The following is a 14493-nucleotide window of genomic DNA, read 5'->3' as shown; positions in this document are numbered from 1 at the left end:
ATTATTCAATTTTGACTTATTTCATTATTTTTATGTTTAATTAGCTAAAAGCTAAACCTTATTAAGATATAGAATTTAATGTTAATTAATTTTTTATAAGTTTTTTGTACAAAAGAATTGTTTGTTTAATACCATCATCTAATTCAATTTTTGGACTCCAACCTAATTGACTAATTTTTGAGATATCTAGTTGTTTTTTTGGGGTCCCATCAGGCTTTGTTTTATCCCATATTATTTCACCTTTAAATTCACAGAATTCTGCTATTTTAATTGCTAATTGTCTAATAGATATATCTTTCCCAGTGCCTATATTTAAATGATTTAATGCAACTCCATATTCATCTTTTGGTGAGTTTACACTTGATGGGTGCCAATTTTCTAAACAAAATACCGCAGCGTCTCCTAGATCATCTACATGTAAGAATTCTCTAAGAGGTGTTCCTGATCCCCAGCATTCGACAAAAGAGCTAGATTCTAAACTTGCTTTAGAAAATTTGGAAATTAACGCAGCCATTACATGACTATTTTCAGGATGATAATTATCCCCAGGTCCATAAAGATTTGTAGGCATTAGAGAAATAGCATCAAATCCGTATTGATTTCTTAAAGCATTACATAGTTTGAGTCCGGCTATTTTGGCAATTGCATACCATTCATTAGTTTTTTCTAGTTGACCATCTAAAAGGTACTCCTCTTTTAAAGGTTGTTTCGCAAATTTAGGATAAATACAACTACTTCCTAAGAAGAGAAATCTTTTAACATTAGTTTTCCAGGAATTTTCAATTACATTATTCTGTATTTTTAAATTTTCAAGAATAAAATCAGCTGGCATAGAATTATTTGCTTGAATTCCACCAACTTTAGCGGCCGCTAAAATTACTATGGTAGGTTTATTTTTAATAAACCAATTTTGGACTTCTTTGTAATCTAAAAGATTTAATTCTTTTCGGGATGGTGTTAGAAGAGATCCCTTATTTTCTTTCAATCCATAACCTAATTTTATTAGACTTCTTTTTATTGATTTGCCTACCATGCCATTAGCACCTGCAATAAAAATTCTTTCGCTTTTTTCAATTTTTTTATTCATATTTTCCTTAAAGCAATTTTTTATTATTAATGAGATTTCAAACTAAATGATAATTAATTATATTTAAAATTCTGGAGTTTAAATAAAATAAATCAATTTTTATAATAATCTTTATACCATTTTATAAATTCTTTAATACCTTTATTTAACGAAGTATAATCAATTGGGCCAATCCATTCCCTTAGAGAAGTACAATCTGAGGCTGTATTTTTGACATCCCCAGATTGCATTTCCTCATATTCTTTTAGAGCTTCAATCCCTAATTCATCTTCTAAGCAATAAATAAAATCTAGAAGATTTATAGAGTTTTCATTACCTAAATTAAAAATTCTATGAGGATTCCAACTGCTAGAGGGATTTGGTAAATTTCTGTCAAATTTATCATCTGGAGTTGCTGGTTTTTTTAATAATTTGCAAATAATTTCAATAATGTCATCAATATAGGTAAAACTTCTTGACATATTTCCATTATTAAAAATTCTAATTGACTCCTTTGAGAGAATAGCTTTTGTAAATATCATTGGAGCCATATCAGGTCTGCCCCAAGGACCATATACTGTAAAAAATCTCAATCCAGTACATGCGATACCATATAAATGACTGTAAGTATGAGCCAAAAGTTCATTTGAAATTTTAGTTGCCGCGTAAAGACTTATTGGATGATTAACCGAATCTGCTTCTGAAAAAGGAACTTTAGTATTACCTCCATATACTGAGCTGCTGCTGGCATATAAAAGATTTTCTACTTTTGAAATTTTGCAGACCTCGAGTAAATTCGAAAAACCAATTATGTTTGAATGTATATAAGCACTTGGGTTTTCTAGCGAATATCTAACACCAGCCTGTGCAGCAAGATTTACTACGGTTTTGGGAACATATTTTTCGAATATCTTTAAAAGTGAATCTTTATTGGCTATGTCAGTTTTAATAAATTTCCAGGTATTTTTTTTTAGAGAAATCTTGTTTAAAATTTCTAATCTTTTTTCTTTTAGACTACTATCATAATAGTCATTTATATTATCAAGTCCTACAACGTTAATCCCACTTGAAATTAATCTCCTGCATAAATGAAAACCAATAAAACCTGCAGCTCCAGTAACTACAATAAAATTAGACATATTTCTACATTACTTTTTTCTATAATTTAAATTTATTTAGTTATTAATGAAAGTTAGTTTGATATATCTTAAGATAAATCTAAAAAGAAAATGCTTTCTAAAAATAAAATAAAAATAGTACCAATAATACTTGCTGGCGGCTCTGGCTCAAGACTTTGGCCATTGTCAAGAAAAAGTTTTCCTAAACAATTTTTGAATTTATTAAATGATGACAGTTATACTATGTTACAAAAAACTTATAAAAGAATAGATAATTTAGAAGATATTTGTCGACCAATTGTAATTTGCAACGAAGAACATAGGTTCATTGTTGGGCATCAAATGAAAGAAATAAACATTGAGCCATTAGAGATATTATTAGAACCTGAAGGAAGAAATACCACGCCGGCTATTACTATTGCGGCTTTAAAAGTTCTAGATATTTTTAAAGATACAAATATTGATCCTATACTTTTAATACTATCTTCTGATCATCAAATTAAAGATATAAAAAATTTTCAATTAGCAATTAAAAATAGTATTGAGAAAGCATCCAATGATAATCTCATAATTTTTGGAGTTAAACCAACATATCCTGCTACTGGGTATGGTTATATAAAATCTGAGAATGAACTAAATCCCAATAAATGTTTTGTTAGTAAAGTTGATAAGTTTATAGAAAAACCAAATGAGAAGAATGCTCAACATTTTATTGAGGATAAAAAATATTATTGGAATAGTGGAATGTTTGTTTTTAAAGCGACTTCTATTCTTGAGGAGATCAAAATTTTTGCCCCACAAATTCTAAAGAATTGTCAAATTTGTTTGGAAAAGAGTAAAAGGGATTTTGATTTCTTAAGACTTGAGGAAGAAGCTTTTAAAAATTGTGAAAATATTTCTATTGATGTTTCCGTATTTGAAAAAACGAGCAAAGCTTTCGTAATTCCTCTTGATTGTGGTTGGGATGATGTAGGCAGCTGGGGATCTCTTTGGAAAATGTCTAAGAAAGATCAAAATGGAAATTATTTAAAAGGAAGAGTATTAGCAAAAGAAACTAAAGAATCCTTAATAAGGAGTGAGGAAAAATTGGTAGTGAGTATTGGTTTAGAAAATATAGTAATTGTTGAAACTAAAGATGCAGTTTTAGTTGCAAATAAGGAATCTTCTCAAAGTGTAAAACATATAGTTTCCTTAATGAATGAGAAGGGTTTTAATGAAGCACAAAACCATAAAATTGTTTATAGGCCTTGGGGATCATTTTTATCTATTGAAGAGGGTGAGACTTGGCAAATCAAGAAAATCGAGGTTAATCCTGGAGCCTCTCTATCACTTCAAATGCATTTTCATAGATCTGAACATTGGGTTGTAGTAAACGGTACTGCCAAAATATTGATAGATAATAATGAAAAAATAATTGGTCCAAATCAAAGTGCATATATCCCCCTGGGAGTTAAACATAGACTTTCAAATCCAACTAAATTTAAATTAACTTTAATAGAAATTCAAAGTGGTAGTTATCTGGGCGAAGATGATATAAAAAGATTCGAAGATAAGTATGGTAGATAAGTTAGAGTAATATTAAATTATATCCCCCCATCTCCTATAAGCCATAAATTAATTCCTGATTTTTTAACTAACTCAACATTAACAACAGATCTTGTATCAAATAACCATGCAGGCTTAACCATTTTTTTTGCGACATAATTCCAATCAATATTTTTATATTCTTCCCACTCTGTAAGAACTAAAATCGCATGAGATCCATCAAAAATATTAAGATCTTTGCTAAATCTCCAACTTCCTGAATTACTATTTAAAAAAGTTTTTGAAGCTTCATTATTTAAAGGCTTTGGTTTAATTTTAAGGTCAGCTTCAATTTGTATTGGGTTAACTTTAGGGTCATGGATTATCAGTTCAGCACCTTCCTCAATTAAATCTTTACAAATTTTTATAGCTGAAGATTCTCTTGTATCATTTGTGTTTGCTTTAAAAGCAAATCCTAATATTATTATTTTTTTCTGAGAAATAGTCCCAAAAAGTTTTTTAACAACAATTTTAGCAATCCTTTTTTGGTTCCATATATTGATATGGACGACTTCTTCCCAAAATTTTGCTACTTCCTCTAGACCAAAATATTCTGCAAGATAAACGAGATTTAATATATCTTTTTTAAAACAACTTCCTCCAAAACCTGGTCCAGAATCAAGAAACTTAGATCCTATCCTAGTATCTAGACCAATAGCTCTAGAAACTTCCCTAATATCTGCTCCTGTAACTTCGCAAATTGCGCTAATTGAGTTTATTGAGCTAATTCGTTGAGCTAGAAAAGCATTAGAAGTTAGTTTTGCAAGTTCACTACTCCATATATTTGTAAAAAGAATCTTATTATCTGGAACCCAATTCTTATATATTTTACTCAATAAAAGCATGGCTTCTTTATCTTCTCCACCTATTAAAACTCTATCTGGATTTTCTAAATCTTGTATGGCAGTGCCCTCTGCAAGAAACTCAGGATTGGACAATACGCTAAAAGTTTTTTTATCTTTATTTAAACCAGAAAGAGTTGAATTAAGGATGCTTTCTATTACTTCAGCCGTTCTTACAGGTAATGTACTCTTTTCAACCACTATTGTATGTCCTTCAGCAAATTTGGCTACTTGTCTTGCACTTGCTTCAACCCATTTTAAGTCACTAGATTTACCTGCACCAAGGCCGTTTGTTTTTGTAGGAGTATTTACGGAAATAAATATTAGGTCTGCGGATCTAATGGCATCTTCTATTTCTGTGGAGAAAAAAAGATTTTTATTTCTGGTTTTCTTTATTATTTCTTCTAAACCAGGCTCATAAATAGGTAATTTGGAAAAGTCTTTATTATTCCATTCCGCAATTCTTTGTTTGTTGATATCAACAACATTAAAAATTAAATTTCTACATTTTTCAGCCATTAATGCCATTGTTGGCCCACCAACGAAACCAGCGCCGATGCAACAAATGTTTTTAATAGAAAAAGACATTTTGCAATTTTATAACAGAATTCCTTAATTTTTTTAAATTTTAGAATTTTTGTTATTTATACAACTCTTGAATAATACAAGATTTATTATTTTATTTTAATTATTATCTAAAGTTTATATGGCAGTATAAATTTATTTCTTGATTTTTTTAATATGCCCCTTTCCCATAGGGAAATAGAATTACAATAAAAGTCTTAATAAAAATCTTTATGTCTAAGAAAAAGTTGAAATTTTCTGAATAAAAAATATCTAGTTCCACCCTTCTCTTATAGGTAAGATTATTTCTTCCACTAACTTGCCATAGACCTGAAATTCCTGGCCTAACAGAGAAAGCAATATCGAAATAATTACCGTATTTTCTTATTTCACTTTTTACTATTGGTCTTGGGCCTATAAAACTCATATCTCCCTTTAATACATTAAATATTTGAGGTAATTCATCTAAACTTGAAAATCTGAGAAATCTACCAATCTTTGTAATTCTAGGATCATTAAATATTTTTCTCTTCTCAGCAAATTCATTTTTCAATTCTGGATTTTTAATTAAAATATTTTTTAAAATGTATTTTGATTGAGGAAACATTGTACGGAATTTGTAACAAGAAAAAGTATTATTATTCTTTCCAATTCTTTTTTGTGTATAAAAAATAGAACCCTTTGAGCTAGTTTTTATGAGTATTCCAATTATTAAAAATAATGGGCTTAAAAAAATTATTAATAAAAAGGAAAATAAAAAATCTAAAAATCTTTTTAAAGTTTTATAGTTCAAAAATTTTCAAAAAACTTTATTTATAATAAATGTTGAATTGTTTAAATATTGATTTTATATTATTTAGTTAATAAAAAAAGAGTTTTTTTATCTGAAATCTTCCAGAGATTTATTTATGAAATTAGAGAATTTAGTTTTAAAATTATCAATGCTAAAATTTTGAGACCATAAATTTATATCCTCGCTAGAAAACTCTAACCAAAGTTTTTTTTCTTCAAAGAAGTTAATGCAATCAATTAAGACCTTATCGCTTTGCTCATTAAATAATATCCCAGTTGGATTTTTATTATCCGAATTTATACATCTAACAGTATCCAGTATACCAGCTTTTTTGAATGCAATTATTGGTGATCCCGCAGCCATGGCTTCAACAGGCGCTATTCCAAAATCTTCTGTACCTGTATAGACAAAAGCCCTACAAGTTTCCATAAGGTTTCTTACCGCAATATCGTCTTGGTAATTAAGGAAAATAATATTTTTTTTTGCGATTTTCATGAGTTTCTTTTTCTCAGGACCATTACCAACAATAATTAGTGGAAAATTAAGTTTGTTAAAAGCTTTTACTAATAAATCAATTCTTTTATTAGGGACTAATCTAGATACACTCAAATAAAAATCACCTCTTGATTTTTTTGGAGAGAATTTCTTTGTGTCAACAGGAGGATGAATAACTGTTGAATTCCTTCCCCAATATTTTTTAATTCTTTTTGAGGTAAAATTAGAGTTAGATACTAATTTATCAATCCTTACGCTACTCAAATAATCCCACTTTCTCAAATCTTGAAGGATTATTCTTAATAAAATATTTTTACCTAATTTCCTATATGAAGAATCATTTAGATATACGTTCATTTGGTCCCAAGCATAGCGCATTGGTGAATGAATATAACTTATATGTAGTTGATCAGGAGAGGTTATAACGCCTTTTGCGACAGCGTGACTTGAACTTATAATTAAATCATATTTTCTAAGATCAAGTTGTTCAATTGCTAAAGGGAAAAGAGGTAAATACTTATGAAAATGTTTTCTGCTAAATGGTAATTTTTGTATGAAAGAAGTATTTATAATTTTTCCTTTATTGAATTTATGATTTTTATTTAAGTGATTTACCAAACAGTAAATCTCATAATATGAATTATTTTCAATTATGATTTCTTCTATTTCTTTAAAAACTTTTTCCGCTCCCCCAGTAAATTCTGCAGAAAACCAATCATGTATTATTGCTACATTTTTTTTATAAGTAGAGGACATTAATTTGAAAAGGTTAAATAATTTCTACTAATAATAGTCTAAATTAAAATTCACAATATTTATATTTTTATTAATCTACCAAGTTTAAAATTCAGAATATTTGTTATTAATTTTATCGTATTAATTGTTGGGGTTAAGTTTTCTTCTTTATTTAATTTACTTGCTATTTGAATATTTTTTTCTGCATTTCTAGGATTAAGATTATAGATATCAACAACAGATTTTGCTAAAAATAAATTTGGATTATTTTTTTTCATATTTCATTATTTCTTTTAGCGTATTTGCTGCTTCAATAGATTTTTTTTGTAGAATTTGAGAAATGGCAATTTTATATAAATAAACATAATCATTTTTGTCATATTTATACCTATATTTAAATATGTTTTCTCCATCTTTTAGATATTCTTGATCAGGATCTGATTGATTAACTAAACCTACAAGATTAAATAATTTATCAAAATCTCCTGTCATTAGATAGTTTCCCATTTTTTCTAATTCTTTAATTTTATTTATTTGAAATTCACCATTATCATATTTATTTGGGATCTCTTTATTAAAAACTTTATTTACTTTAACGGGTATTTTTTTTGTTTTATTAGATATTAAAATATGATCAAATTTTAATGAATCACTATATTTAAATTGATCTTTCAAACTCACTTTTTTAATTATCTCTATATTTTTATTTGATACATTTAAAATTTTTGGAAATGAAATATTGATTTCATATTTCTTTTCCCTGTTCCTAGCATTAATAATTAAATTACTATTGCTTAAAATCTCAGAACTTCCCCTTAAGTCAGCAGTAATACCATTAGCACTAAAAATCAAATCTAATTGTAGAGGTACTGAATTCTTATTAATGATGGATATTGATTCATTAATAAATTTTCTTTTATATAGAGTAGCTTGTGTCCCATCTGGTAATTTCCAAGAACTATAATTTTCAAATTTATTTGAGCTGCTTATAAGATTTGATAATGCAATTTTTGAATTATTAGACATTACTCCTTGTTCTCCATCTTTCAAAAGGAACCAATTATATCTATCTAAATCATCTTTATATGATTGATCATTGCTTATAATTTGTCGTACAAAAATATTTTTATTTTGCATATTCGCTTCTGATGCAAGATTAAAGGTATTTAATTCTTTTGTGTCTGGTAATATAGCAATTACAGATTTTGAATAAGGGGAAAACTTACTTACGATTTCGATAATTTCTTTATGTGGCCAATAAGGTTTCGAAGTTTTCGTTGATTTAAAAAATATATTTTTCTGTAAAGATAAATTCAATATTAGTTTTAATAAAATAATTAAAATAATAAAGATCTTATATGATTTAACCCAATTATAATTTTTTAAATTTGTTATGAATAAACCTGAAAATATACATAATGATGGGAAAATGGGTAATATAAATCGTAAATCCTTAGAGCTCATTAAAGTACATATAATTAAAATATTTATTGGAAGGCTTAAAAGAAAGATATTGTTTATTCCTAATTTGTTCGTAATGTTTTTGCTTAAGCTGGAATTTTTTAATTTGCGTAATATTTTCATAGAGGCTATTACAAAAAAACTCCCGCATATGGTAGGCCCTACTAATTTGATTATTATCTTGGGATAAAAAATAAGTCCTTCCAAAGTATTAGCTTCTAGTCCATCCTGATACTTAATCCCCCACTGCCAAGAATTAACTATACTGGTAATTATCGTAAGCCAGTTAAAACTAACCCAAGGCCAAATTATTACTATAAAGATTGTTAAAAATAATGATAAGGAAATAATTTTATTTAAATTAAAATTTTTAAGTAATAAATAAAAAGTATATATGTATGGTATTACCAAGAAAAAAATACCAGTTGGTTTAGTAAGAAATAGAAAGCCTAAGGTAATACCTAATATTAGAGATAATAAATAATTGCCATTTGATTTGAAGAATTTAAATAGGATGTAAAAATTTAGATTTAAAAAACAAATCTGAGAAATATCAATTAGGTATTCAACTCTTTGATCAAAAATATATGGATTAAAAGCGAAAATAAATGCTCCCCACAATCCAGCTTTTTTATTCCCTATTTCTCTGCATATATTAAAAATACATAAAATTGTAATAATAGAAAAAATATTGTTGGACAAAATACTACTTTCATAACTTTTCCCAAAGAATTTTAAAAAGATTGATGAAAATATATAAGTTAAAGGTCCCCTATAAGTTTCTGATATACTCCAAAAACCCTGCCACCATTCGTAATTATTAAAACTAAAATTTTCTAAAAAATTATACGTCTTGAATAAATTAGAAAGATGATAACCTTGATCCCATGCGGGTAAATAAGAAATATTAAGAAGATAAATTTTATCAATAATAAAACTAGAAATAATTATCCAAAAAAGTATTAAATTAGTTTTATTAATTTTCTGGAAAAAATTACTTATATGCATTTTTTATTAAATTTTGATTTTCATCATTAATACATTTTAGTCCTGCTAATAATATCCAGAAAAGTAAACTAATCCTGCCATCAAAATATTGAATATCTATTTGCTGAGAAAGTAAGAAAATTATTATCGCAGTCCATATACTTCTATCAAATATATTTTTTTTATCTGTGATATATATATTTTGGAAGGACTTTATTAAAATCCGACAAATAAAAAATATAAGTATTATCGTACACGGTATTCCATAGCTTATGGATAATTCAGCAAGGATATTATGAGAATGTCCTTTCCAAAACCCTTTTTCGAGCTCATATATGACTGGAAATGAAGCTGCTCCAGTGCCAAATAAAGGATTGTTTATAACTAATCTAAAGGCTTCTTGAATAATTTCTAATCTTGTTACATCTAAATTTTTAAATCCCTCATTCGTAAATTCTTGCCAAACTTTATTGGGTATAATATCCCTCAATAAATTTTGTATTCCACTTTCAAAGAAATTCTGTGTTGTAACTAGAATTAAGGTGATTGTAAAAAAAATAAATGGGAAAAACCATTGTAATGATGATGTTCCCAAAACTAATGGAATTGAAAGTAATGAACAACCCCATGCATTTCGGGAATTTGTAAGAAAAATACAAGATATAATGCCAAAAAGGATAATCCTAAAAAAATTTTTTTTAATTTTTTTTGAAGTCTTATTAAAAGATTGAGCAATGCAAAGAGGTAAAATAAAAGTAAACCAAGCCCCTGCATAATTAGCATGATTAAATTGGGCAGTTAAACCTGAAATCGAATCTATTGGTCTTTGATACCAAATGATAGTTCCATTAAATAATTCTAAGGGACCATGCCAATTAAAGAACGTTTGTCCAATGCCTGAAAATATTACTGGTATTGTACTTAAGCACAAAATTAGACTGGTACATTCTCTATCCTCTTTTGTTTTAAGAAATTCTTGAGAAGAACAAAAAATCCAAAAAAATGGAATCCAGTTAAAAAGACCTATCCAAGATGAGTTTTTATTAAGTTCTTCACTATAAATATTTTTTAAGAAAAATATTTGAAGGATAGAACTTATTAGCATTAAAATAGATGCAATTATAATGAGTAAATTTGTCTTATCTTTAAAGAATGAAGCCTTTGTTTTCAAACTATTTATTAATAGTGAAACTACAATAAGTACAAAGGCTATCGCAGGAGCGGAAGGTAAAATAAATAAACCTGTTCTGAATATATTAATTTCTTTAATTAAGATGCTATGAAAGTTAGAAATTTTATAGTTATGCATTTTCAGAGTATTTATAAGACAAATATATCAAAAATTAAAAATTGCTAAAAGTTAAATTTTTTTAAATAAGTAGCAGGATGATTTACAAAATTTATAAATAATTTTTTCATTAAAATCAGTTTTTAACTCCAAAAATAATTATAAATCTACAACCAAACAGATTTGATTAATAGTTTATATTTAATAAAGTAATTTGAGATATAATTTTATAAGTAAGATGGAAAAGTCTATTTTTGAGTTGTTTAAATAATGAATAAATCTACTGCTTTAATTGTAGGAATAAGTGGTCAAGATGGAGCATATCTGGCTAAATTATTACTTTCAAAAGGATATATTGTTTACGGATCCACTAGAGATTCTTCAATATGTGACACAACAAATTTATCAAGACTAAAGATTGTAAATGATATAAATTTATTATCGCTTGCTCCAAATGATTTTAGAAGTGTATTCAAAGCAGTAAATTCTATAAATCCAGATGAAGTATATTATTTAGCCGGTTTAACAAGTGTTGGCTTGTCTTTTGAGCAACCAGTGGAATGTATGGAATCAATATCTTTAGGAACTTTAAATTTTCTTGAAGCGATAAAATTAAATGATAAAAAAATTAAATTTTTTAATGCAGGAAGCTCAGAATGTTTTGGAAATACAAATAAAATAATTGCAAATGAAAAAACTGTTTTTTCCCCTAGAAGCCCTTATGCTACTGCAAAAGCAACTGCTTTTTGGATAGTTTCAAATTATAGAGAATCTTATAATCTATTTTGCTGTACTGGAATTCTTGGTAATCATGAATCACCATTAAGAAATAAAAGATTCGTGACAAAGAAAATAGTGAACGGTGTTTGGGATATTGTTTGTAAAAAGTCTAAAGAATTAAGATTAGGCAACCTAGATACGTGGAGAGATTGGGGTTGGGCACCTGAATATGTTGAAGCTATGTATTTAATGATGCATTCTCAAGAACCTGAAGATTACATAATTGCAACTGGGGTTACAAATTCTTTAAAAGATTTTGTGTCAATGGCTTTTAAAAAATTTAGTTTAGATGAAAGTAAATTTGTAATTTGTGATAAAAAACTTTTAAGACCTAGTGATATAAAGTATTCATATTTAGATCCCTCCAAAATATATAAGAATCTAAATTGGAAATCAGAAAAAAATCTTGAAAAAATAATAGATGAAATGTTTGAGGATCTTATTAATCAAAGCTAAGAAGGAGGAGACTCAATTGCCCCATGAATTTCGAATCCTTGTTTTTGAAGCATAGCTTCTTTTTTTGCTTCTTTTGTATCAAGCTCGATCATTTCGCTAATTAGATCGTCAAGTGAGATCTCCGGTTTCCAATTAAGGCGTTTTTTTGCTTTTGAAGGGTCTCCGAGTAATTCATTAACCTCTGTAGGTCTAAAATAACGATCATCTATTCTTATAACAATTTCGTTATTATCTGCTCTTCTCCCAATTTCATTAACTCCCGATCCTTCCCAAATAATTGCAGGACCATCTTCTTTCTTATTCCATCCGAGCTTTGCTGCACTTTTTTCAATAAACTCTCTTACTGTTTTCATTTCTCCAGTAGCAATAACAAAGTCTTCCGGAGTATCTTGTTGTAACATTAGCCATTGCATATAAACATAGTCTTTCGCATGTCCCCAATCTCTTTTTGCATCAAGATTACCCATATAAATACATTTCTCAAGCCCAAGATTTATTCTTGAAAGCCCCCTTGTTATTTTCCTTGTAACGAAAGTTTCACCCCTTCTTGTGCTTTCATGATTGAATAGTATTCCATTACATGCAAACATTCCATAGGCCTCTCTATAGTTAACTACTATCCAGTAAGCATAAAGTTTTGCTACTGCGTATGGACTTCTTGGATAAAAAGGGGTTGATTCCTTCTGCGGCACTTCTTGTACTAGTCCATATAGTTCACTTGTGCTTGCTTGATAAATTTTTGTTTTTTCTATCAGTTTAAGATTCCTAACTGCCTCAAGAATTCTTAAAATCCCTAATGCATCACAGTTCGCAGTGTATTCAGGTGTTTCAAAACTAACTGCCACGTGACTTTGAGCACCCAAATTATAAATCTCGTCAGGTTCAACTTTTTTTATTATTTTCATAATGTTCGTGCTATCAATAAGATCACCATAATGAAGAATAAACCTTGCGCCTTTTTCATGTGGGTCTTGATAGAGGTGGTCAATTCTTGAAGTATTAAAAGAACTTGAACGTCTTTTTATGCCATGTACTTCATAACCTTTATCAATCAACAATTCTGCGAGGTAACTTCCATCTTGTCCAGTAATGCCAGTTATTAGAGCTTTCTTCATCTATTTATAAAAATTTAATATCTTTACATTTTAGTAAAATATTGTTTCTTAGTAAAATCACATTTACACATTTTGTCTGAAGGGATTTAATTAAATATTTTGTTTAACTAATTTTGATTTAAAATAAAATTTAAAGTTTATTTTTGAATGTTTAAAGCAATCTTTAATGGTAGTTATATCTCCGAAAAAAACACAGGAATTGGAGAGTTATCAGAAAGACTATTAGAAAATTTTTCCTCTGACAAAATTCTTTTATTAGATCCAAGAAATTCTAATAAAAAAAATAAACTTAAAATCTCATCTAAATTATCTCCAGGGAGTAGTAAGTTTGCCCACATAAAAAGATTATTCTGGATACAAAGAAAAATTCCATATTTAATGAAAAAATATCAGGCCAAATATTTTATCTCACCATTACCTGAAGCCCCCTTATTTGTGGGTCTTTCAACTATTGTTATTATACCGGATTTAATTCCCCTTAGATTTCCAACTTTATCTTTTATTACCCTATATTATTTATTTTATGTACCGTTAGTCTTATATAAATCAAAATTGGTTTTGTGTATTTCAAAGGCTACAGCAATAGAAGTAAATAAGAAATATAAAATACCTTTCACCAAATTAAGAATACTCAAATTAGGTTTTAATAAAAAAGAAGTCTACCCTCTAAATCTTAAAAGAGAAAATATTTTTCTTGTTATTGGAAGACACAATAAATACAAAAATTTAAAAAGATTATTAATTGCCTTTAGATCTTTTAATCATAAAGATTATCAACTTATTTTTGTAGGACCTTTTGATAAAAGATATACACCTGCTTTAAAAAAATTATCTAAAAAATTGAATATTGAAAAACAATGTATTTGGAAAAATTGGGTTTCTAATAATGAGAAACTAAATCTTCTAAATAGATGTAAAGCACTATATTTAATAAGTTTATGGGAGGGATTTGGGTTGCCAGCTTTAGAAGCTTTAGCTTGCGGTACTCCAGTTGTAGCTTCAAATACAGGGGCAGTTAAAGAAATTCTTGAGGGTAATGGAATACTTGTAAATCCAAAAAATATAGAAGAAATAAAACGCTCTATGCAAAAAGTAAATTTAGAAAAAGATATTATGGCTAAATTCTCTCAATTAGGACCAAAAATAGCCTCAAAATATGATTGGAAAGAGTCAGCAAAAGTAATTGAAAAAATAGTAAATATTTGAAAA

General features: G+C 27.7%; 12 protein-coding genes. 3 read left to right on the top strand and 9 right to left on the bottom strand.

Features of this window, described 5'->3' with window-relative positions; all coding sequences use genetic code 11:
- Window positions 1-85: 85 nt before the first annotated feature.
- Entirely contained in the window at window positions 86-1087 is a 1002-nt protein-coding gene (locus AMO19_RS01090) for a GDP-L-fucose synthase family protein (RefSeq protein WP_075506975.1), read from the bottom strand.
- A gap of 92 nt (window positions 1088-1179) precedes the next feature.
- The gene (locus AMO19_RS01085; protein ID WP_075506974.1) at window positions 1180-2205 is read right to left on the bottom strand and encodes an NAD-dependent epimerase/dehydratase family protein; all 1026 of its coding nucleotides are present in this window, start codon (window positions 2203-2205) and stop codon (window positions 1180-1182) included.
- Window positions 2206-2295: 90 nt separating this feature from the next.
- Here AMO19_RS01085 and AMO19_RS01080 point away from each other — a divergent pair, with 90 nt between their 5' ends.
- Entirely contained in the window at window positions 2296-3750 is a 1455-nt protein-coding gene (locus AMO19_RS01080; protein ID WP_075506973.1) for a mannose-1-phosphate guanylyltransferase/mannose-6-phosphate isomerase, read from the top strand.
- Window positions 3751-3767: 17 nt separating this feature from the next.
- Here AMO19_RS01080 and AMO19_RS01075 read toward each other — a convergent pair whose 3' ends face one another.
- The 6 genes from AMO19_RS01075 to AMO19_RS01050 all read right to left on the bottom strand — a co-directional run bounded on the left by AMO19_RS01075 (window position 3768) and on the right by AMO19_RS01050 (window position 10954).
- A complete protein-coding gene (locus AMO19_RS01075) occupies window positions 3768-5198 on the bottom strand; it encodes a nucleotide sugar dehydrogenase (RefSeq protein WP_075506972.1) in 1431 nt (476 codons plus the stop codon).
- Window positions 5199-5346: 148 nt separating this feature from the next.
- Complete coding sequence (locus AMO19_RS01070) at window positions 5347-5967, bottom strand: sugar transferase (protein ID WP_075506971.1); 621 nt, start codon at window positions 5965-5967, stop codon at window positions 5347-5349.
- An 87-nt stretch (window positions 5968-6054) separates the two neighbouring features.
- The gene (locus AMO19_RS01065; RefSeq protein ID WP_075506970.1) at window positions 6055-7218 is read right to left on the bottom strand and encodes a glycosyltransferase; all 1164 of its coding nucleotides are present in this window, start codon (window positions 7216-7218) and stop codon (window positions 6055-6057) included.
- A 59-nt stretch (window positions 7219-7277) separates the two neighbouring features.
- Window positions 7278-7475 (bottom strand): hypothetical protein, encoded by a 198-nt coding sequence (locus tag AMO19_RS01060; RefSeq protein ID WP_075506969.1) that lies wholly within the window; start codon window positions 7473-7475, stop codon window positions 7278-7280.
- Window positions 7462-9666 (bottom strand): ArnT family glycosyltransferase, encoded by a 2205-nt coding sequence (locus AMO19_RS01055; protein WP_075506968.1) that lies wholly within the window; start codon window positions 9664-9666, stop codon window positions 7462-7464. The genes AMO19_RS01060 and AMO19_RS01055 overlap by 14 nt, the downstream gene beginning before the upstream one ends.
- Complete coding sequence (locus tag AMO19_RS01050) at window positions 9653-10954, bottom strand: O-antigen ligase family protein (protein WP_082302689.1); 1302 nt, start codon at window positions 10952-10954, stop codon at window positions 9653-9655. The genes AMO19_RS01055 and AMO19_RS01050 overlap by 14 nt, the downstream gene beginning before the upstream one ends.
- A 249-nt stretch (window positions 10955-11203) precedes the next feature.
- Between AMO19_RS01050 and AMO19_RS01045 the strand changes: the two genes are divergently transcribed.
- A complete protein-coding gene (locus AMO19_RS01045; protein ID WP_075506967.1) occupies window positions 11204-12169 on the top strand; it encodes a GDP-mannose 4,6-dehydratase in 966 nt (321 codons plus the stop codon).
- On the opposite strand, the gene gmd is transcribed toward AMO19_RS01045, so the two are convergent.
- A complete protein-coding gene (gmd, locus tag AMO19_RS01040; RefSeq protein WP_075506966.1) occupies window positions 12166-13284 on the bottom strand; it encodes a GDP-mannose 4,6-dehydratase in 1119 nt (372 codons plus the stop codon). The two genes, AMO19_RS01045 and gmd, sit on opposite strands and share 4 nt — an antisense overlap.
- 147 nt (window positions 13285-13431) lie before the next feature.
- Between gmd and AMO19_RS01035 the strand changes: the two genes are divergently transcribed.
- Window positions 13432-14490, top strand: coding sequence for a glycosyltransferase family 4 protein (locus AMO19_RS01035; RefSeq protein WP_075506965.1), 1059 nt, complete (start codon window positions 13432-13434; stop codon window positions 14488-14490).
- Window positions 14491-14493: the final 3 nt, after the last annotated feature.

This window comes from Prochlorococcus marinus (assembly GCF_001180245.1).
GTDB lineage: Bacteria > Cyanobacteriota > Cyanobacteriia > PCC-6307 > Cyanobiaceae > Prochlorococcus_A > Prochlorococcus_A marinus_F.
This window is presented reverse-complemented; position numbering and strand designations above follow the sequence as displayed.

What these genes read in the sequence shown, in the direction of transcription:
- AMO19_RS01035 (WP_075506965.1), top strand. Translation starts at nt 13,432, where the DNA reads ATGTTTAAAGCAATCTTTAATGGTAGTTATATCTCCGAAAAAAACACA.
- AMO19_RS01075 (WP_075506972.1), bottom strand. Translation starts at nt 5,198, where the DNA reads ATGTCTTTTTCTATTAAAAACATTTGTTGCATCGGCGCTGGTTTCGTT.
- AMO19_RS01065 (WP_075506970.1), bottom strand. Translation starts at nt 7,218, where the DNA reads ATGTCCTCTACTTATAAAAAAAATGTAGCAATAATACATGATTGGTTT.
- AMO19_RS01085 (WP_075506974.1), bottom strand. Translation starts at nt 2,205, where the DNA reads ATGTCTAATTTTATTGTAGTTACTGGAGCTGCAGGTTTTATTGGTTTT.
- AMO19_RS01055 (WP_075506968.1), bottom strand. Translation starts at nt 9,666, where the DNA reads ATGCATATAAGTAATTTTTTCCAGAAAATTAATAAAACTAATTTAATA.
- AMO19_RS01080 (WP_075506973.1), top strand. Translation starts at nt 2,296, where the DNA reads ATGCTTTCTAAAAATAAAATAAAAATAGTACCAATAATACTTGCTGGC.
- AMO19_RS01090 (WP_075506975.1), bottom strand. Translation starts at nt 1,087, where the DNA reads ATGAATAAAAAAATTGAAAAAAGCGAAAGAATTTTTATTGCAGGTGCT.
- AMO19_RS01060 (WP_075506969.1), bottom strand. Translation starts at nt 7,475, where the DNA reads ATGAAAAAAAATAATCCAAATTTATTTTTAGCAAAATCTGTTGTTGAT.
- AMO19_RS01045 (WP_075506967.1), top strand. Translation starts at nt 11,204, where the DNA reads ATGAATAAATCTACTGCTTTAATTGTAGGAATAAGTGGTCAAGATGGA.
- gmd (WP_075506966.1), bottom strand. Translation starts at nt 13,284, where the DNA reads ATGAAGAAAGCTCTAATAACTGGCATTACTGGACAAGATGGAAGTTAC.
- AMO19_RS01050 (WP_082302689.1), bottom strand. Translation starts at nt 10,954, where the DNA reads ATGCATAACTATAAAATTTCTAACTTTCATAGCATCTTAATTAAAGAA.